Raw genomic sequence first — 18536 nt, forward strand, 5'->3', positions numbered from 1 at the left:
CGCATGGCTGTCTACAACTACGACGTAGTGGTGCTGGGTTCCGGCCCGGCAGGAGAAGGGGCGGCAATGAACGCCGCCAAAGCAGGACGCAAGGTAGCGATGGTCGATAGCCGTCGCCAGGTCGGCGGTAACTGCACCCATCTGGGCACCATCCCGTCCAAGGCCCTGCGTCACTCGGTGCGCCAGATCATGCAGTTCAACACCAACCCGATGTTCCGGGCCATCGGTGAGCCGCGCTGGTTCTCCTTCCCCGACGTGCTCAAAAGCGCCGAGAAGGTCATCTCCAAGCAGGTCGCCTCGCGCACTGGCTACTACGCCCGCAACCGCGTTGACGTGTTCTTCGGCACCGGCAGCTTCGCCGACGAGCAGACCATCGAAGTGGTCTGCGCCAACGGTGTGGTCGAGAAGCTGGTAGCCAAGCACATCATCATCGCCACCGGCTCGCGCCCGTATCGCCCGGCCGATATCGATTTCCATCACCCGCGCATCTACGATAGCGACACCATCCTGAGCCTGGGCCACACCCCGCGCAAACTGATCGTGTACGGCGCCGGCGTCATCGGCTGCGAGTACGCCTCGATCTTCAGCGGCCTGGGCGTGCTGGTGGAACTGGTGGACAACCGCGGCCAGCTGCTGAGCTTCCTGGACTCGGAAATCTCCCAGGCCCTGAGCTATCACTTCAGCAACAACAACATCACCGTGCGCCACAACGAAGAGTACGAGCGCGTCGAAGGCCTGGACAACGGTGTGATCCTGCACCTGAAGTCGGGCAAGAAGATCAAGGCCGACGCCTTGCTGTGGTGCAACGGGCGTACCGGCAACACCGACCGCCTGGGCCTGGAAAACATCGGCGTGAAGGTCAACAGCCGTGGCCAGATCGAAGTGGACGAGGCCTACCGCACCTGCGTGCCGAACATCTATGGCGCCGGTGACGTGATCGGCTGGCCAAGCCTGGCCAGTGCCGCCCACGACCAGGGCCGCTCGGCCGCCGGCAGCATCGTCGACAATGGCAGTTGGCGCTTCGTCAACGACGTGCCGACCGGCATCTACACCATTCCGGAGATCAGCTCGATCGGCAAGAACGAGCAGGAGCTGACACAGGCCAAGGTGCCGTACGAAGTGGGCAAGGCGTTCTTCAAGGGCATGGCTCGGGCGCAGATCGCCGGCGAGCCGCAAGGCATGCTCAAGATCCTGTTCCACCGCGAGACGCTGCAGATCCTCGGCGTGCACTGCTTCGGCTACCAGGCCTCGGAGATCGTGCACATCGGTCAGGCGATCATGGGTCAGCCGGGCGAGCAGAACACGTTGAAGTACTTCGTCAACACCACCTTCAACTACCCGACCATGGCCGAAGCCTATCGGGTTGCCGCCTACGACGGTCTCAACCGGCTTTTTTGAGCGGCTCCGGCCGGTGGCCTGAGCCGGCCGGGGAGACCGATTTCAGCGATTCTCGAGGGTGGCGCTGGCCAAACCGGGAAAGTCTGTAATCAGGCTGTCTACGCCGAAGTCGGCGAGTCGGAGCATCAGCGCCGGCTCGTTGACTGTCCACACCGACACATGCAACCCCTGACGCTGGGCCTTGGCCAGGCGCTCGGGGGTGCAGTGCGTCCAGTTCAGCGCCAGCAGTTCGCAACCGTAGTTCTGCGCGACCTTCAACGGGTCGAGCCAGGTGTATTCCGCGACCAGCCCGCGGGACACGTCCGGGGTCAGCTCCAGGGCGGCGCCCAGCACCTCCCGCGAGCTTGAGGTGATGGTGACCTTGTCCAGCAGGCCGAAGCGCTGGGCCATTTCGCGAATCGCCAGCACCGTGGTGGCAGCGCGGGTGCGCGAGGCACTCTTGACCTCCAGCTGCCAGTGGTCGAAATCACATTTCTCGAACAGCTCTTCCAGGCGTGGGATCGGGCAGGGGTTGACCCAGCCCGGGCCGCCCTTGCGCGCATCGTAGGTCACCAGGTCGGCGGCGCTGTGCTCCACCACCTTGCCGCCACGGCCGGTGGTGCGCTTGAGGCTGGGGTCATGAATGACCATCAGCTCGTTGTCGGAGGACAGGTGCAGGTCCAGCTCGCAACGGCGAACGCCGTGGCTCAGGCATTGCTGGAAACTGGTCAGGGTATTCTCGGGGGCTTCGCCCTTGGCGCCGCGGTGGCCGTAAATCAGGGTCACGTTCGTTCCTTCAAGCAAGACGGAAAATCAGGAGGCAGGCGGGGTGTTCTGTTCCAGTGCCTGGCGGCGTTGCAGTGCCTGTTTCTGCAGGATATAGCGCGCCAGCAACTGGCGCTGGGCGTCGGTCATCTCGACGAATTCGGCGCCGATGTCGAACAGGCCATCAGCGGCCTTGTCGCAGTGGGTCACCTTGGCCCGCAGCAGCAGGCCCAGGGCCTGGGGCATCAGCACCATCTTCACCGAGACGCGGCTGCCGGCGGTGATGGCCTGGGCCTGGTGCACCTCGACGCCACCTTCGGAGAGAGTCACCGGGCGCGCCTCGCCGATCTGCCCCAGCAGGGTTTGCGCAACCACGGCGCTGAGCAGGTCGATGCGTTTGTTCTGGGCCTTGAGAAAGGCTGCCAGGGTGCGGTCCTTGTCACTGAGCTGGCGCAGCAGGTGCTGGGACTCGAACTCGCTCAGGTGCAGTTCGCTGAGCAGGTTGAAAAGTGGTGAAGCATCTTGCAACAACTCGCCGCCCAAGGCCTCGGCGGCGCTCAGAGGGGTAATTTCCAGTGCGATCCTGTCCTCGATACGGTAGTATTCGCGGCGATCTTCTTCATCTAATGTCGACATGGCGAACCCATGGTAGCGGCGGTGGTCTGAGTGTAAAGCTGCTATTCAAGCCCCGCCACAAGGACGTTCCTCTTTCCTCCGAACAAGCCCCGACATGTTCAGACCTCTTTTCGTATTTATCGGTACGCGTTACACCCGTGCCAAACGTCGCAATCACTTCGTCTCGTTCATTTCGCTGACCTCGATGATCGGCCTCGCCCTGGGCGTGGTGGTGATGATCGTGGTGCTGTCGGTGATGAATGGCTTCGATCATGAAATGCGTACCCGCGTATTGGGCATGGTGCCCCATGCCACCCTCGAGACCGGACAGCCGATCAGCGACTGGCCAGCCCTTGCCGATACAGTAAAGCAGAACCCGGCGGTGCTGGCGGTGGCGCCGTTCACCCAGATGCAGGGCCTGCTGACCCATGACGGCAAGGTACAGAAGGTGCTGCTCAACGGTATTGACCCGGCGCAAGAGCGCAAGGTGTCGATCATCGACGACTTCGTGCGCGAGGGTAAGCTCGACGCACTGGCGCCGGGCAGCTTCGGCATCATGATCGGCGACAAGGCCGCAGCCAAGCTGGGCGTGGGCATCGGCGACAAGCTGACCTTCGTCGCCCCAGAGGTCACCGTGACCCCGGCCGGCATGTTCCCGCGCATGAAGCGCTTCACCGTGGTCGGCATCTTCCACGTGGGCGCCGGCGAGATCGACGGCTACCTGGGCCTGACCAACCTGTCGGACCTGTCGCGCCTGCACCGCTGGAAGGCCGACCAGGTGCAGGGCCTGCGCCTGAAGTTCGACGACCTGTTCCAGGCACCCCGCGAAGCCTGGAACATCGCCCAGAAGCTGGGCGAGCACGAGTTCTACGCCCGTGACTGGACCCGCAGCCACGGCAACCTGTACCAGGCCATCCGCATGGAAAAAGCCATGATCGGCCTGCTGTTGCTGCTGATTGTCGCGGTGGCGGCGTTCAACATCATTTCCACCCTGGTGATGGTGGTCAATGACAAGAAGGGCGACATCGCCATCTTGCGCACGCTGGGCTCCACGCCGGGTCAGATCATGGCCATCTTCATGGTGCAGGGCACCGTGATCGGCGTGGTCGGCACCCTGATCGGCGCCGTGGTCGGCATCGCCGCCGCGCTCAACGTGAGTGCAGCGATTGCCGGCCTCGAGCGGTTGATGGGGCACAAGTTCCTCAACGCCGACGTGTACTTCATCGACTACCTGCCGTCCCAGGTCATGGCCGAAGACGTGTGGATGGTCTGCGGTGCAGCGCTGGTCCTGAGTTTCCTCGCCACCCTGTATCCGGCCTGGCGTGCGGCGCGCACCCAGCCTGCGGAGGCGCTACGTTATGAGTGAGTTGGGCATGAGTGATAAAGCAGTGCTGAGTTGCCGCAACCTGGGCAAGTCCTACGAGGAAGGCCCGGAGTCGGTGCAAGTGTTGTCGGGCCTGCAGCTGGAGCTGCACCCGGGTGAGCGTGTGGCGATCGTCGGCAGTTCGGGGTCGGGCAAGAGTACCTTGCTCAACCTGCTGGGTGGCCTCGATACCCCGACCCAGGGCAGCGTATGGCTGGCCGGTGAAGAACTGTCGGCGCTGGGCGAGCGTGCACGTGGCCTGCTGCGCAACCGCGCACTGGGCTTCGTCTACCAGTTCCACCACCTGCTGCCGGAGTTCACCGCGCTGGAGAACGTGTGCATGCCGCTGCTGATCGGCCGCACGCCGATCCCCGAGGCGCGCGAACGTGCCGAGGCGCTGCTCACGCGTGTCGGCCTGGGCCATCGCCTGACGCACAAGCCATCCGAGCTGTCCGGCGGCGAGCGCCAGCGCGTGGCGATTGCCCGGGCGCTGGTCAACCGGCCCGGGCTGGTGATGCTCGACGAGCCTACCGGCAACCTCGACCACCACACCGCACAGGGCATCCAGGACCTGATGCAGGAGCTGAGCAGCTCCTCGCAGACCGCGTTCCTGGTGGTGACCCACGACCTCAACCTGGCGCGGCAGATGGACCGTGTGCTGCGCCTGGAAGACGGGCGTCTGGTTTCGATCTGACCTGGCAGTACAGGTGGCCCGCCGTGCATGGCGGGCCCCTTGTCTCTTTTCTTTACCTGGGTGCTTCAGTTCATGTTCAGACCCTTGTCAATTTTCATCGGTGCGCGTTACACCCGTGCCAAGCGCCGCAACCACTTCATCTCGTTCATCTCGATGACCTCGATGATCGGCCTGTCCCTGGGCGTGCTGGCGATGATCGTGGTGCTGTCGGTGATGAACGGCTTCCAGCGTGAAATGAGTGCGCGGATCCTGGGCATGGTGCCGCATGCCGCCGTGCTGGGCGCCCAGCCGCTGGACAACTGGCAGGCGGTGGCCGATGCCGCGTTGAAGAACCCCGAAGTGCTGGCCGCTGCGCCGCTGACCGAGATGGAAGGCATGCTCTCCTACAAGGGCGCGATGCAGCCGATCCAGATCAGCGGCATCGACCCTGCGCAGGAAGGCAAGGTCTCGATCGTGGCCGACCACATCGTTCAGGGCCGGCTCGACGACCTCAAGCCGGGCGAGTTCGGCGTGGTGGTAGGCGAGATGACGGCGCGTCGGTTTGGCCTCAGGGTCGGTGACAAGCTGACCCTGATCGTGCCCGAGGTGAGCACCGCGCCCGGCGGCATCACCCCGCGCATGCAGCGCCTCAACGTGGTCGGCGTGTTCAAGGTGGGCGCCGAGCTGGATGGCTCCATGGGCCTGATCCACATGGCCGATGCGGCGAGCATGCAGCGCTGGGCGCCGAACCAGGTGCAGGGCGTGCGGCTCAAGGTCAAGGACCTGTATGCCGCGCCGCAGGTGTCCAGGGCGATAGTGGGCGAACTGGGCGAGCAGTACCGCGCCGATGACTGGACCCACACCCAGGGCAGCCTGTTCAGTGCCATGAAGATGGAAAAAACCATGATCGGCCTGCTGCTGATGATGATCATTGCGGTGGCGGCGTTCAACATCATCGCCACCCTGATCATGGTGGTGAACGACAAGGGCGCGGACATTGCCATCCTGCGTACCATCGGCGCGACGCCGGCGCAGATCATGGGCACGTTCATGGTGCAGGGCAGCCTGATCGGTGTGGTGGGTACCTTGATCGGTGGTGTGCTCGGTGTGATCGCGGCGCTCAATGTGAGCCAGATCGTCGGCTGGCTGGAGCGGGTCAGCGGGCAGCATATCTTTACCTCGGACGTGTACTTCATCAGTACGCTGCCATCGGAACTGCAATGGGGCGATGTGGCGCTGATCTGCACGGCGGGGTTGGTGATGAGCTTTCTGGCCACCCTGTATCCGGCGTGGCGTGCTTCGCAGGTCGAGCCGGCGTACGCCTTGCGGTACGAGTGATGCCACCGCTCTTGTAGGAGCCGGCAACGCCGGCTCCTACAGGGCTGCGTTGTGTTCCGGCAAGTCGATCAGGAACCGCGTCCACCCCTGCGCCGATTCGGCACTGATCACCCCACCGTGCGCCTGCACGATCGAACGGGTGATCGCCAGCCCCAGCCCCGCGTGTTCGCTGCTGCCTTCCCGGCGTGCCGGGTCGGCCCGGTAGAACCGGTCGAACAGCCGCGGCAATAGCGCTGCATCGATCGGCGACCCGCGATTGGCCACCACCAGGCGAACCCTGCCATCACCCTGCGCAATCTCGACCCGTATCTCGCCCTGTGCCGGGGTAAAGCGCAGCGCGTTGTCCAGCAGGTTGGACAGGGCCCGTCGCAGCATGTTGCGGTCTCCTGTCAGCTCGGCCAGCCCTTCGCGGCTCAGGCTGATCTGTGCATCCTCGGCCAATGGCGCGTAGTACTCGATCAAGGCATCGGCCTCCTGGTCCAGCGCCAGGGGCTCGCAATTGGGCATCAGCAGGCCGTGGTCGGCCTTGGCCAGGTACAGCATGTCGTTGACCAGTTGCGCCATCCATTGCAGTTCCTCGAGGTTGCCGTGCAATGCCTCGCGGTACTCCTCCAGGCTGCGCGGGCGGGTGAGGGTGACCTGGGTGTGGGTCAGCAGGTTGGACAGCGGCGTGCGCAGCTCGTGGGCAATGTCGGCCGAGAAGGCCGACAGGCGCTGGAAGGCATCGTCCAGACGTTCGAGCATGGCATTCATGGTGCCGGCCAGTTGCGCCAGCTCTGGCGGCATCTGGGCCTGGGGCAGGCGTGTGGTCAGCGAGCGCGCCGAAACGCCGGCTGCCACCTCGCCCATCCGGCGCAGCGGACGCAAGCCACGGCGCACGGCCCAGGCACCGAGCAGCGCGGTGGCCAGCGCCGAAAGGCCCATCGTCAGCCAGATCAGGCGCTGCATGCGTTGCAGAAAGTGCTGGTGGTGGGTGATATCCAGAAACAGGGTGAGCCGGCTGCCGCCTTCAAGCACCACGCACAGGCTGCGAAAATCCATGCCCTCGCTGCGCAGGGTGCTCAGGCCCGGTATGTCGGGTGCGTCAGGCAGGCCGGGGCGGCTGGCAAACCACTGCGCCCCGTCGCTGCCACGAATGCGCAGTGCAAGGTCGGCCTGGTGGCTCAGTTCGCCGCGCAGCAGCGGTAGCCGCGCTGCCAGGCTCGGGCGGTCGTGCACGCCAACGAGCGCCTGGCGCAGTACCGACAGACGACTGTCGAGCAACTGCTGATCGAGCTCGATGAAGTGGGCCTCGCTGGCCCGGCTGAACAGGAGCCCCGCCGCCAGTGACACCGCCGCCGTGCAGGCGGCGAACAACAGCGCCAGGCGTGCGCCCAGGGACAATCTGCGCATCACGCCGGGCGCTCCTCGAGCACGTAGCCCATGCCGCGCACGGTGTGGATCAGCTTGTTGTCGTGGCCATCGTCGACCTTCAGGCGCAGGCGCCGGATCGCCACTTCGATCACGTTGGTGTCGCTGTCGAAGTTCATGTCCCACACCTGCGAGGCGATCAGCGATTTGGGCAGCACCTCGCCCTGGCGGCGCAGCAGCAGTTCGAGCAGGGCGAACTCTTTGGCGGTGAGGTCGATGCGTGCCCCGGCACGCTCCACCCGGCGGCGAATCAGGTCCAGGCGCAGGTCGGCCAGGTTCAGGGTGGTTTCCTGGGGCGGGCTGGCGCCGCGGCGCAGCAGGGTGCGGACCCGCGCCAGCAGTTCGGAGAACGCAAAGGGTTTGATCAGGTAGTCGTCGGCGCCCAGTTCCAGGCCATGCACGCGGTCCTCTACCGCATCGCGGGCCGTGAGGAACAGCACCGGGGTGTCGAAGCCGGCCTCGCGCACGGCCTGCAGAATCTGCCAGCCGTCACGCCCGGGGAGCATCACGTCGAGAATCAGCAGGTCGTAGTCGCCGCTCAGGGCCAGGTGCTGACCGGTATCGCCGTCGGTGGCCAGTTCGGTGCTGAAGCCGGCTTCGTTGAGGCCCTGGCGCAGGTAGAGGCCGGTCTTGGGCTGGTCTTCGACGATCAACAGTTTCATGGGCTTCTCGGCAGCGTTGGGGGCTGGGTTTATACCCTGTGGCAGGGTGCGCGGGGCAAAGCTGACAAAGTTGTAATGTTTTCGTCAGGTGGTTGCCAGCGGCAGTTTTCTACAGTGCGGGGCATGAGCTTGCACATGATAGAGGATGCACGATGAAACGCTTGATGATCGCGAGCGCCCTGGCGCTGTGGAGCCTGCCGCTGCTGGCGGCACCCGGGCACGAGTACGCCTTCGGCAAGCCGGCTGCGGCGGCGCAGGCCACGCGCACGGTGGAGGTCGTGATGGGCGACATGTACTTCGAGCCGCGCGCGCTGCAGGTCAAGGCCGGCGAAACGGTGCGTTTCGTGCTGGTGAACAACGGCCAGGTGCCCCACGAGTTCAACCTGGGGGATGCGGCCATGCACGCCCGGCACCAGCAGGAGATGCTCGCCATGCAGGGGCAGATGGATCATTCGGCAATGGGACATGGCGGCATGAATCATGGCGGTGATGATCATGGTGCGATGGGTAGCGGCGGCATGCAGCATGACGACCCGAACATGGTGATGGTGGCGCCGGGCAAACGCGCCGAACTGACCTGGACCTTCAGCCAGAGCACGCCGATCGAGTTCGCCTGCAACGTGCCGGGGCATTACCAGGCCGGCATGGTGGGCAAGCTGACTATCGCCAAATGACCAATGCAGCGCGCAAACCCGATAAACTAGACCAATTTCGTCCTTCAGGTTTGAGCCATGCATCCCGCCGCCGAACATTCGCCACTGGGCAAGTCCAGTGAATACATCAGCACCTACACGCCGTCGCTGCTGTTCCCCATCCCGCGTGCAGCCAAATGGGCCGAGCTTGGGGTCACCGCGCAAACGTTGCCGTGGTCGGGTGTGGATTACTGGAACTGCTTCGAGCTGTCCTGGCTGCTGCCTTCGGGCAAGCCGGTGGTGGCCATCGGCGAGTTCGCCATCCCGGCCGATTCGCCGGCCATCATCGAGTCCAAGTCGTTCAAGCTGTACCTGAACTCGCTGAACCAGACCGAGTTCGCCTCGGCGCAGGCGGTGCAGGCCTGTCTGGTCAAGGACCTGTCCGCGGCAGCCGGCAAGCCGGTAGGGGTGCGTATCCGCAGCCTGGCCGAGGTTCAGCGCGAAGGGGTGATGGCGCTGCCGGGCACCTGCATCGATGACCTGGAGGTCAGCATCAGCAACTACGAGCAGCCGCAACCGGAGCTGCTGCGCTGCGATGCCGAGCGTGTGGTGGAAGAGACCCTGCACAGCCATCTGCTCAAATCCAACTGCCCGGTGACCGGGCAGCCGGACTGGGGCAGCGTGACCGTCCATTACCGTGGCGCGGCGCTGGACCATGCCAGCCTGCTGACCTACCTGATCAGCTTCCGTCAGCATGCCGACTTCCACGAGCAATGCGTTGAACGTATCTACCTGGACCTCAAGCGCCTGCTCAACCCCGAGACCCTCACGGTGTATGCGCGCTACGTGCGCCGGGGCGGGCTGGACATCAACCCGTACCGCAGCACCGGGCCGGTCACCCTGAAGAACCTGCGCCTGGTTCGCCAGTAACGAAAAAGCCCCGTCCAGTGTGACGGGGCTTTCGTTTTTGCCGCGGGGTTCAGATGCCCATGCTTTGCAGGCTCTGAACGATGTTGCGCAGGGTGGCGGTCAGGCCCGGGTGCTCGACTTCGAAACGTTCGACGGCGAGGTTGACGCCGTCGACCAGGTTGTTGTCCGGGGTTACGGCCTCCAGTTCGATTTTTGCTTGGATCTGCGCCATCAGTTCGTGCAGCTCGACACGCTCCTGTTCCGAGAGCGGTGGGTTTTGCTCCAGTTGCTCGCGCAGGGCGTCGAGTTGCGCTTGAAGTTCGCGGGCAGGCATGGGTGTTCTCCCTCTATGAATAGGCTCAGACATGGACCCCGCGCGCGGGCGAAAGGTCCGTGCCTCGCTGTTCAGGTTAATCCACCCGGCGCCGCTTTGCATGACCCTGATCAATGTGCCTGTATCAGGGTTTTTCGCCCTTGAGGCGGCGCAGGCCGATATCGGCCAGGCAATCGGCCAGTTGTTCCAGCTGGTCGATCACCGAATGCACCCCCAGCCCGAACAGGTGAACGGTAGCCTTGCCTCGCTTGAGTTCGCGCTCGCGTTCCTCCAGTGCCTGCCAGGTAGCCTCGTCCAGCCCGCACAGCGAGCCGCACGAGGCCAGGCCCACGGTCCACAGCCCGGCGTTGAGCCCGGCCTGCAGCAGGCGCGGCTCGCCGCTGACCAGCACGCAGCCATCGAGCCGGTCGGCCTTGAGCTGCATCAGGGCGTGCCAGCAGGCATCCGGCGCGGGCCAGGGCGCGTGGCCGGTGGTATCCGGTCGGCGCACCCAGGCGGGCAGCGCCTGGCTCAGGTGCTGGCCCAGGGCAGCCGGCAGTTCGTCGAGCCAGGCACAGGGCACGCCGTGTTCCCGCAGCCAGTGCAGGGCGGGCAGGGCGCCTGGTGTAGGCCTGGCCGGTGCGTTGCCGGGCGCCTGGCATCGTGCGCCGAAGTCGACCAGGCAGCCGCGCAGGCCGAACAGCACGGCGGTGAAGGCGGGGGAATGGGGCATGGCAACGTCCCTGAAATAACCAGCAAGGCTAACGTCGGGGTGTGACCGTGGCGTGACGCTTTGATGACCTTCAGGCGGCTTTCACAAAATATCGACGCAGGTTGGAGGAAGCTGCCTAATCTGCCAGAGAGGCTTTATACTTGTTTCCTTTTGGCTGTCGACGGCCTGATGCCGGCGCAGTGCAATGTTTGCCTAGGAGAAATTTTATGCGTGGGATCGGTGCTGGCGTGATCGATCGTATGACCCGTGCCTGTGTCTGCGCGAGCCTGCTGCTGGCGCCGGTACTGGCCCAGGCGGCGACCGAGGAAGACCCGTGGGAGAGCATCAACCGGCCGATCTTCCGGTTCAACGACACGATCGATACCTACGCGCTCAAGCCGCTGGCCCAGGGCTACCAGTGGGTGACGCCGCAGTTTCTCGAGGACGGCATCCACAACATGTTCCGCAACCTCGGTGACGTGACCAACCTTGCCAACAACGTGTTGCAGCTCAAGCCCCACGCAGCCGGCGTGGATACCGCGCGGTTGATCGTCAACACCACCTTCGGCCTGGCCGGCTTCTTCGATGTGGGTACCAAGATGGGCCTGCAGCGCAGCGACGAGGACTTCGGCCAGACCCTCGGCTACTGGGGTGTAGGCAGTGGCCCGTACGTGATGCTGCCGCTGCTTGGGCCGAGCACCGTGCGCGATGCGATCGCCAAGTACCCGGACACCTACACCGAACCCTACCGCTACATGGACCATGTGCCCACCCGCAATACCGCAATCGCGGTGGACGTGGTGGACACCCGTGCCAGCCTGCTGTCGGCCGAGAAGATGATCCGTGGCGACAAGTACAGCTTCATCCGCAACGCCTACCTGCAGAACCGCGAGTTCAAGGTCAAGGACGGGGATGTAAAAGACGATTTCTGATCGTGATGCATGAAAAAGGCGGCCATGGCCGCCTTTTTCATGCCTGCTGTTCAGCTCATCGCAAGGATCTTGAGGCCCAGCTTCTGCTGGCCCTGGGGCTGATCGGCAATCCACACCACTTGCGTTGTGGCGTGCAGGCCCTTGAGTGAAGGGTGGTCCGAATCGATGCTGACGCTGAGGTTGTCTCCAACCTGAAAGGTTTTCGCTGCCTGTACCTGCATGCCGCTGCTCGATAGGTCCAGGCACACCGCCGCAATCACTTGCTCGGCATGTATCAGGGTAACGTCGGTATCTACCCGCATCCTGATGAAATCACGCTTCTCGCTATAGTCGGCGTGGTTCTGGCTCATGCCTGCATCCTTCCATTGGGTTGCGATAGAAGGGGTTTTTATAACTCCCGGTGATTTGTGCTGTAAAGAGCACAGGCGACCATCGGTGCATGCTTGAAACCCCCGGCGGATGGGAGTACCGTCTGCGCCTTACAGGGCACCTCTGACATTTGCCGGGCAGGCCTTTTGTCCTACACCTGAAATGCCAGAGTGGCTAGAAGTGAATCCAGTAAGCGGGCCTCGTTTTGCCTGGCCGCCTACCCCAACCTATTTCTGGCGCCGTTTGCCCACATGCAGAAAAACAGTGCAACGCTGCTGATAATCGATGATGACGATGTAGTGCGTGCGAGCCTCGCCGCCTACCTGGAAGACAGCGGCTTCAGCGTCCTGCAGGCAAGCAACGGCCAGCAGGGTCTCCAGGTCTTCGAGCAGGAACAGCCTGATCTGGTGATCTGCGATCTGCGCATGCCGCAAATGGGCGGCCTGGAGCTGATTCGCCAGGTTACCGAGCGTGCCCCCGACCTGCCGGTGATCGTGGTGTCGGGCGCGGGCGTGATGAACGATGCCGTCGAAGCGTTGCGCTTGGGTGCTGCCGACTACCTGATCAAGCCTCTGGAAGACCTGGCAGTGCTGGAGCACTCGGTTCGCCGGGCGTTGGATCGGGCGCATCTGGTACTGGAAAACCAGCGTTACCGCGACAAGCTCGAAACCGCCAACCGTGAGCTGGAGGCCAGCCTGCACCTGCTGCAGGAAGACCAGACTGCCGGGCGCCAGGTGCAGATGAACATGCTGCCGGAGAACCCCTGGAAGGCCGGAGACCTGCGTTTCGAACACCAGATCATTCCGTCTCTGTACCTGTCTGGCGATTTCACCGATTACTTTCGTGTCGACGAGCGACGCGTGGCGTTCTACCTGGCCGACGTGTCCGGCCATGGTGCCTCCTCGGCGTTCGTGACTGTGCTGCTCAAGTTCATGACCACGCGCCTGCTGTTCGAATTCAAGCGCGCCGGCACCTTGCCCGAGTTCAAGCCGTCCGAGGTGCTCGGGCATATCAACCGCGGCCTGATCAATTGCAGGCTGGGCAAGCACGTGACCATGGTGGGCGGCGTGATCGACGAGCACACCGGCCTGATGACCTACAGCATCGGCGGCCATCTGCCGTTGCCGGTGCTGTACACCCCGGACGACACCCGCTACCTCGAAGGGCGCGGCCTGCCGGTGGGGCTGTTCGACGAGGCCACCTACCAGGATCACGTTCTGGAGTTGCCGCCGCAGTTCAGCCTCACATTGCTGTCTGATGGCATTCTGGACCTTTTGCCTGGCGACACACTCAAAGATAAGGAGGCTGCCTTGCCTGAAATCATCAAGGCAGCAGGTGGCAGCCTGGATGGGCTGCGCCAACGATTCGAATTGGCTACGCTTGGGGAGATGCCGGATGATATCGCCCTAATGGTGTTGAGCAGGAACCTTCAATGAGTACTGGAAGAATCCAGTTTGCCGAGCAGAATGGCACCTTTGTTCTGAAGTTCGTCGGTGAAGTGCGTCTGACCCTGTGTTCGGCGCTGGATGCAACGATTGAAAAGATCTTCACGGCGCTGAATTTCTCGGCGATCGTCATCGATCTTACCGAAACCAACAGTATCGACAGCACCACTCTGGGCCTGCTGGCCAAGTTGTCGATCCTGTCGCGGCAGAAGGTCGGCCTGCTGCCCACGGTGGTGACTACCCATGCCGATATCACCCGGCTTCTGCAGTCGATGGGCTTCGATCAGGTGTTCAACATCGTCGATCGTCCAATCCCGTGCCCTGAGTGCCTGACCGATCTGCCGTCCCAGGACCAGAACGAAGAGGTAGTGCGCGCCAAGGTGTTGGAAGCGCACAAGATCCTCATGGGCCTGAACGACTCCAACCGCGAAGCCTTCCACGACCTGGTCAACGCCCTGGAGCGGACCTGATCGATCCTGGCGCCCTGTAGCGGGCGCCGAACTCACCTTTTCATTCAGCCTCGCGGGGAAACTCCGTGGGCGGCGCGCCGTTGGCGTTGAGCTGGAAGATGCGCTCGGGCTGCCCCTGCGCGTTGAAGAACACCTGGCCCAGCCCGGCGCTGTTCCACAGGCGCTCGCCGGCCTTGCTGTGCGCGGGTGTACGCGGCACCACCTGCATCAGGCGGCGCTTGGTGAACCAGTTCAACGGTGATCGTGGGGCATAGAGCCAGCGATTGAGTCGGTCGAACACATCGAGCAGTCGGCGCGGGAATTCGTTCTTGATGCCGCTGCTGGTGATCTGCCACAGGTGCGGGGCGCCGCGTTTGTGACGAATCATTACCTCGTACACGAAGGAATAGTGCACGTCGCCCGAGAGGATCACGTAATGCCCTGGCGTGCGCGAGTGACGGAAGATATTCAGGATCACCTGCGCCGCTCCCCGGTGCGCCATCCAGTTCTCGGCGTCCACCAGCAGCGGATAGCCGCACCAGCTGAACACACGCTGGATGGTTTCGATCAGCTTCACGCCAAACAGCGGGGCGGGGGAGACGATGATGGCCGAGGGGTGGTCCAGCAAGGCCTGCTGCAGTTCGCACAGCGCTTCCCAGTCCAGCAGCCCGGAGGGCTTTTGCAGCTTGCTCTCGCTACGCCAGCGACGTGTGCGGGTATCAAGTACCAGCAGCGCAGGCTGGGTGGGCAGCACGAAGTGCCACTCCTGAAAGCGCAGCAGCTGTTTGATCAGGCCATCTTGCGCAGCGCGGTCGAAATAGCCGTCGTCATCGGCGCTGTGGCTCAGGGCCTGGCAGCTTTGCAGCAGCTCGCCAAACACGTCCGGGTTGTTGCCCCAGCCCTGGCAGAGCATGTAGCCGATCAGCGCGTTGCCGATGATGCGCCGCGAGAAGGCGTGCCCGTAGGCGGTTTCTTCCCATTGGGCCGAGAGGTTCCAGTCGTCGGTGATGTCGTGGTCATCGAAGATCATCAGGCTGGGCAGGTGCGCCAGTACCCGCGCCACGCCATCCAGCCCTTCGACGAAGCCCTTCAGGCAGTGCTGTTCGCGCTGGTAGCGGGCCTGGCGCTGGGTGGTCAGGCTTGATGGCATGGGGGTGTCGACCAAGGTCCAGGGCACAGGCGACCAGACCAGCAGGTACATGGCCATGATCTCAGCCAGGGTTACCAGGTGGTTGTCGGCGTTGCTGCTGGTGAAGATGGGTTTGCGCGTGCCGCCGAAAAAGCGCTCGCGCAGGGTTTCGTTGCTCTCCAGGGCTGGCAGCAGGTCGGCACGGTGATAGTAGCTGGCCGGGTGGCGGTACAGCTCGGCGCTGTTCTGCACCACGGCGCCTTCCAAGTGCTCGTGGTACAGGCCCAGCCGTTCGATCAGCCCGTGGATGGCCCGCAGCATGGGGCCGGCGACATCGTCGGCGTACACCTGGTCGCCGCTCATCATCAGCAGCGCCGGGCGCTCGGCGGGTGCGTGGGGCGCGGCCAGCAGGCGGTCGGCGCACAACAGGCCATCGGCGGCGGGGTGGTGCGGCTTGCGGCACGAGCCATGCAACAACTGGTCGAGGCGCTCGCGTATCACGAAGTTGGGCAGGCGGGCGCCTTCATACAGCAGGTGTGGGGCCCAGGTGGCGATGCCCTGGCCGCCGATCAGCACGTCGTAGTCGATCTGCACGTCGGTGGGCAGTGGGGTGTGCAGCTGGATATCGAGCAGGTGCACGAAGGCGTGCTGGCCGATGGGGATGACCTGACAGCTCAGGGTGTATTCGGTGGAGTGTTGCAGGTGCAGTTCGGGCTGCAACGGCTGTGAGCCGACCAGCCACAGGACCATGCGCGCAGGCTCCAGGCGGCGCAGCAACGGGCCGGCCAGTACCAGGGGCAGCGGGGTGTTTTCGGGCATTGATTACTCGAAGATGGATGGGTGCGCCTTCGGCGCTTCGCCGGCAATGCCGGCTCCTACAGTATCGTGCAGCCCTGTAGGAGTCGGCGTTGCCGGCGAAGAGGTCTGCAAGATCCAGCGTGCAAAACCGCTAATGCTCCGCCTTCACACCTTGCCTGGCAAACCGTATTTGTATCAGGCCTTTGCAGCCAACAACGCCTCGAGTTTCTCCTGATCCCGCGCAAACTGGCGGATGCCCTCGGCGAGTTTCTCGGTGGCCATGGCATCTTCGTTGGAGAGCCAGCGGAACTGGCTTTCGTCGAGTGTCAGGCGTGGCTCGCCAGCCTTGCCCGGGGTGAGCTTGCGCGCCAGGGTGCCCTGGTCATCGCTGAGCTGCTGCAGCAACTCAGGGCTGATGGTCAGGCGGTCGCAGCCGGCCAACTGCTCGATCTGGCCGATGTTGCGGAAGCTGGCGCCCATGACCACGGTGTCGTAGCCGTTGGCCTTGTAGTAATCGTAAATACGCGTGACCGACTTCACGCCCGGGTCTTCGGCCCCGACATACTCCTTGCCGGTCGATTTCTTGTACCAGTCGTAGATACGGCCCACGAACGGCGAAATCAGGAACACCCCGGCATCGGCACAGGCAGCCGCCTGGGCGAAGGAAAACAGCAGGGTCAGGTTGGTCTGGATGTCTTCCTTTTCCAGCACCTCGGCGGCGCGGATGCCCTCCCAGGTGGAGGCCAGCTTGATCAGCACGCGGTCGCGGCCGATGCCGGCCTTGTCGTACAACTCGATCAATTGGCGCGCCTTGGACAGCAGGGCAGGTTGGTCGAAGGACAGTCGGGCGTCCACTTCCGTGGAAATACGGCCCGGGATCACCTTGAGAATTCCGCTGCCCACCGATACCGCGAATGCATCGCAGGCAAGGCCCAGGTCGCCCTTGCTGTGCTTGAGCGCGTCATCGAGCAGCTCGGCATAGCCGGGCATGGCGGCGGCCTTGAGCAACAGGGACGGGTTGGTGGTGGCGTCGACCGGCTTGAGCCGGCTGATCGCATCGATATCGCCGGTGTCGGCGACGACCGTGGTGAACTGCTTGAGTTGTTCCAGCTTGGAAGTCATGAGCGTGCTCTGTCCTGTGCGGTTGGACGACATTACCCGAGCGCTGCCGGCCGCTCAAGGGCTGTGCGGCAGGCTATCGGGGAGGGTAACGATTGGAGTGTCCAGCTGCGCGCAGGTTCCTAGCGTCCTTCCAGCAGCAGCCCCGCCTGGTCGAGCAGGCCCAGGGGGTCGGTGCTCTTGTGGATGTCCACCGACAGCAGCTGGCGGAACTTGCGAGCGCCGGGGAAGCCCTGGCCCAGGCCGAGGATATGCCGGGTGACATGGTGCATGGCGCCGCCGTTCTGCAGGTGCTGGGCGATGTACGGGCGCAGCCTGGCCAGCGCTTCGCTGCGGCTGATCACCGGGGCGTTGCTGCCGAACAGCTGCTGGTCGACTTCGGCCAATACATAAGGGTTGTGGTACGCCTCGCGGCCGAGCATCACGCCGTCGAAGGTCTGCAGGTGCTGCTGGCATTCGGCGAGCGTCTTGATGCCGCCATTGAGGATGAACTCCAGGTCCGGGAAGTCGGCCTTGAGCTGCGCGGCAACGTCATAGCGCAGTGGCGGGATCTCGCGGTTCTCCTTGGGCGAGAGGCCCTCGAGGATGGCGATGCGCGCGTGTACGGTGAAGCTGCGGCAGCCTGCGTCGCGTACCTGGCCGACGAAGTCGCAGAGTTCGGCGTAGCTGTCGCGGCCGTTGATGCCGATGCGGTGCTTGACCGTGACCGGGATCTGCACTGCGTCGAGCATGGCCTTGACACAATCGCCCACCAACCCCGGATGGCCCATCAGGCAGGCGCCGATCATGTTGTTCTGCACGCGGTCGCTGGGGCAGCCGACGTTGAGGTTCACTTCGTTGTAGCCGGCGTTTTGCGCGAGTACGGCGCAGGCGGCCAAGTCCGCCGGCACGCTGCCACCCAGTTGCAGGGCCAGCGGGTACTCGGCTTCGTCATGGCGCAGAAAACGCTCGGCGTCGCCATGCAGCAGGGCGCCGGTGGTGACCATTTCGGTGTAGAGCAAGGCATTGCGCGACAGCAGGCGCAGGAAGAAGCGGCAGTGGCGGTCGGTCCAGTCCATCATGGGTGCTACAGAAAACCTCCTGACGACCGTATTGCCTGGGGTTGTTGGGTTTTCCGCTTGAATCTGTTGCATTTCTGTATCTCTAATTGATGCCGAATTATTCAGGTTCTTGCTGGTTTTGCTTTGCTTGTTGTTACAACGTAGCAACCCCAAGCAGTCATGTAGCAAAACCCCGGGAACCATCACGCAGCGCAAGCGCAAGGACGGATCGACAGCGAAAATCGTGCAGATCCGGACCGTAAAAAAGGGTGAGACAGTCTATCAGGAAACCCAAACCCTCGACCGGATGCAACGACCCAAGCCTGGATCAGTAAGCGCGAGGCGAAACTGTATGAGGCAGGAGGTATTGAGAAGGCTAGTTGGGCGGGTGTAACAATCAAGGATACGAGCGAGCGGCACCTGAACCACGAGAAGCTGCGTTGGGCAATACCAAGCGGGCTACTCTCAACCCTATCAAGGTGAGGA

Annotated in this window: 19 protein-coding genes; 9 read left to right on the forward strand and 10 right to left on the reverse strand. The window is 63.6% G+C overall.

Annotated elements, in window-relative coordinates:
• Positions 1–3 precede the first annotated feature (3 nt).
• Positions 4–1398 (forward strand): Si-specific NAD(P)(+) transhydrogenase, encoded by a 1395-nt coding sequence (gene sthA / locus B4I46_RS00535; protein WP_043864555.1) that lies wholly within the window; start codon positions 4–6, stop codon positions 1396–1398.
• Between the two features lie 42 nt (positions 1399–1440).
• Here sthA and B4I46_RS00540 read toward each other — a convergent pair whose 3' ends face one another.
• Positions 1441–2163, reverse strand: a complete 723-nt coding sequence (locus tag B4I46_RS00540) for a glycerophosphodiester phosphodiesterase (protein ID WP_043864554.1) — start codon at positions 2161–2163, stop codon at positions 1441–1443.
• A 27-nt stretch (positions 2164–2190) separates the two neighbouring features.
• On the reverse strand, positions 2191–2778 hold the full coding sequence (locus B4I46_RS00545; RefSeq protein WP_043864553.1) for a PilZ domain-containing protein: 588 nt from the start codon (positions 2776–2778) through the stop codon (positions 2191–2193).
• 94 nt (positions 2779–2872) lie between these two features.
• Between B4I46_RS00545 and B4I46_RS00550 the strand changes: the two genes are divergently transcribed.
• The 3 genes from B4I46_RS00550 (at position 2873) to B4I46_RS00560 (ending at position 6131) form a co-directional block, all read left to right on the forward strand.
• Positions 2873–4123 carry a lipoprotein-releasing ABC transporter permease subunit gene (locus tag B4I46_RS00550; RefSeq protein WP_054916186.1) on the forward strand — a complete coding sequence of 417 codons (1251 nt, stop codon included), beginning with the start codon at positions 2873–2875 and terminating at the stop codon, positions 4121–4123.
• A gap of 7 nt (positions 4124–4130) precedes the next feature.
• A complete protein-coding gene (gene lolD, locus B4I46_RS00555) occupies positions 4131–4814 on the forward strand; it encodes a lipoprotein-releasing ABC transporter ATP-binding protein LolD (RefSeq protein ID WP_173925058.1) in 684 nt (227 codons plus the stop codon).
• 72 nt (positions 4815–4886) lie between these two features.
• Positions 4887–6131, forward strand: coding sequence for a lipoprotein-releasing ABC transporter permease subunit (locus tag B4I46_RS00560; protein ID WP_043864660.1), 1245 nt, complete (start codon positions 4887–4889; stop codon positions 6129–6131).
• A gap of 36 nt (positions 6132–6167) precedes the next feature.
• Here the strand turns inward: B4I46_RS00560 and B4I46_RS00565 are convergent, their stop codons facing one another.
• Both B4I46_RS00565 and B4I46_RS00570 read right to left on the reverse strand, forming a co-directional pair.
• Positions 6168–7526, reverse strand: coding sequence for a heavy metal sensor histidine kinase (locus B4I46_RS00565; protein ID WP_286898017.1), 1359 nt, complete (start codon positions 7524–7526; stop codon positions 6168–6170).
• Positions 7523–8203, reverse strand: coding sequence for a heavy metal response regulator transcription factor (locus tag B4I46_RS00570; protein WP_043864549.1), 681 nt, complete (start codon positions 8201–8203; stop codon positions 7523–7525). The genes B4I46_RS00565 and B4I46_RS00570 overlap by 4 nt, the downstream gene beginning before the upstream one ends.
• Before the next feature lie 152 nt (positions 8204–8355).
• Between B4I46_RS00570 and B4I46_RS00575 the strand changes: the two genes are divergently transcribed.
• Together B4I46_RS00575 and queF are read left to right on the forward strand one after the other, a co-directional pair.
• Complete coding sequence (locus B4I46_RS00575) at positions 8356–8877, forward strand: cupredoxin domain-containing protein (protein ID WP_043864548.1); 522 nt, start codon at positions 8356–8358, stop codon at positions 8875–8877.
• 57 nt (positions 8878–8934) lie between these two features.
• The gene (gene queF / locus B4I46_RS00580) at positions 8935–9765 is read left to right on the forward strand and encodes an NADPH-dependent 7-cyano-7-deazaguanine reductase QueF (RefSeq protein WP_054916181.1); all 831 of its coding nucleotides are present in this window, start codon (positions 8935–8937) and stop codon (positions 9763–9765) included.
• 49 nt (positions 9766–9814) lie between these two features.
• Here queF and B4I46_RS00585 read toward each other — a convergent pair whose 3' ends face one another.
• Both B4I46_RS00585 and B4I46_RS00590 read right to left on the reverse strand, forming a co-directional pair.
• A complete protein-coding gene (locus B4I46_RS00585; RefSeq protein ID WP_043864546.1) occupies positions 9815–10078 on the reverse strand; it encodes a DUF4404 family protein in 264 nt (87 codons plus the stop codon).
• A gap of 124 nt (positions 10079–10202) precedes the next feature.
• The gene (locus B4I46_RS00590) at positions 10203–10790 is read right to left on the reverse strand and encodes a hypothetical protein (RefSeq protein WP_054916180.1); all 588 of its coding nucleotides are present in this window, start codon (positions 10788–10790) and stop codon (positions 10203–10205) included.
• Between the two features lie 206 nt (positions 10791–10996).
• On the opposite strand from B4I46_RS00590, the gene B4I46_RS00595 reads away from it, so the two are divergent.
• Complete coding sequence (locus B4I46_RS00595) at positions 10997–11701, forward strand: MlaA family lipoprotein (RefSeq protein WP_043864544.1); 705 nt, start codon at positions 10997–10999, stop codon at positions 11699–11701.
• A gap of 50 nt (positions 11702–11751) precedes the next feature.
• On the opposite strand, the gene B4I46_RS00600 is transcribed toward B4I46_RS00595, so the two are convergent.
• On the reverse strand, positions 11752–12051 hold the full coding sequence (locus B4I46_RS00600; protein WP_043864543.1) for a PilZ domain-containing protein: 300 nt from the start codon (positions 12049–12051) through the stop codon (positions 11752–11754).
• A gap of 270 nt (positions 12052–12321) precedes the next feature.
• Here B4I46_RS00600 and rssB point away from each other — a divergent pair, with 270 nt between their 5' ends.
• Positions 12322–13506, forward strand: a complete 1185-nt coding sequence (rssB, locus tag B4I46_RS00605) for a two-component system response regulator RssB (RefSeq protein ID WP_043864542.1) — start codon at positions 12322–12324, stop codon at positions 13504–13506.
• Positions 13503–13985 (forward strand): anti-sigma factor antagonist RssC, encoded by a 483-nt coding sequence (gene rssC, locus B4I46_RS00610; RefSeq protein ID WP_043864541.1) that lies wholly within the window; start codon positions 13503–13505, stop codon positions 13983–13985. The genes rssB and rssC overlap by 4 nt, the downstream gene beginning before the upstream one ends.
• Before the next feature lie 40 nt (positions 13986–14025).
• On the opposite strand, the gene B4I46_RS00615 is transcribed toward rssC, so the two are convergent.
• From B4I46_RS00615 to dusA, 3 genes are all read right to left on the reverse strand, one after another.
• The gene (locus B4I46_RS00615) at positions 14026–15912 is read right to left on the reverse strand and encodes an alkaline phosphatase D family protein (protein WP_275727881.1); all 1887 of its coding nucleotides are present in this window, start codon (positions 15910–15912) and stop codon (positions 14026–14028) included.
• A 174-nt stretch (positions 15913–16086) separates the two neighbouring features.
• A complete protein-coding gene (gene tal, locus B4I46_RS00620) occupies positions 16087–17013 on the reverse strand; it encodes a transaldolase (RefSeq protein ID WP_286898025.1) in 927 nt (308 codons plus the stop codon).
• A 119-nt stretch (positions 17014–17132) separates the two neighbouring features.
• Positions 17133–18143, reverse strand: a complete 1011-nt coding sequence (dusA, locus tag B4I46_RS00625; protein ID WP_286898026.1) for a tRNA dihydrouridine(20/20a) synthase DusA — start codon at positions 18141–18143, stop codon at positions 17133–17135.
• Positions 18144–18536 lie beyond the last annotated feature (393 nt).

Origin of the sequence: Pseudomonas sp. UBA7500 (assembly GCF_002478435.1) — a bacterium.
Classification (GTDB): Bacteria; Pseudomonadota; Gammaproteobacteria; order Pseudomonadales; family Pseudomonadaceae; genus Aquipseudomonas; species Aquipseudomonas palmensis.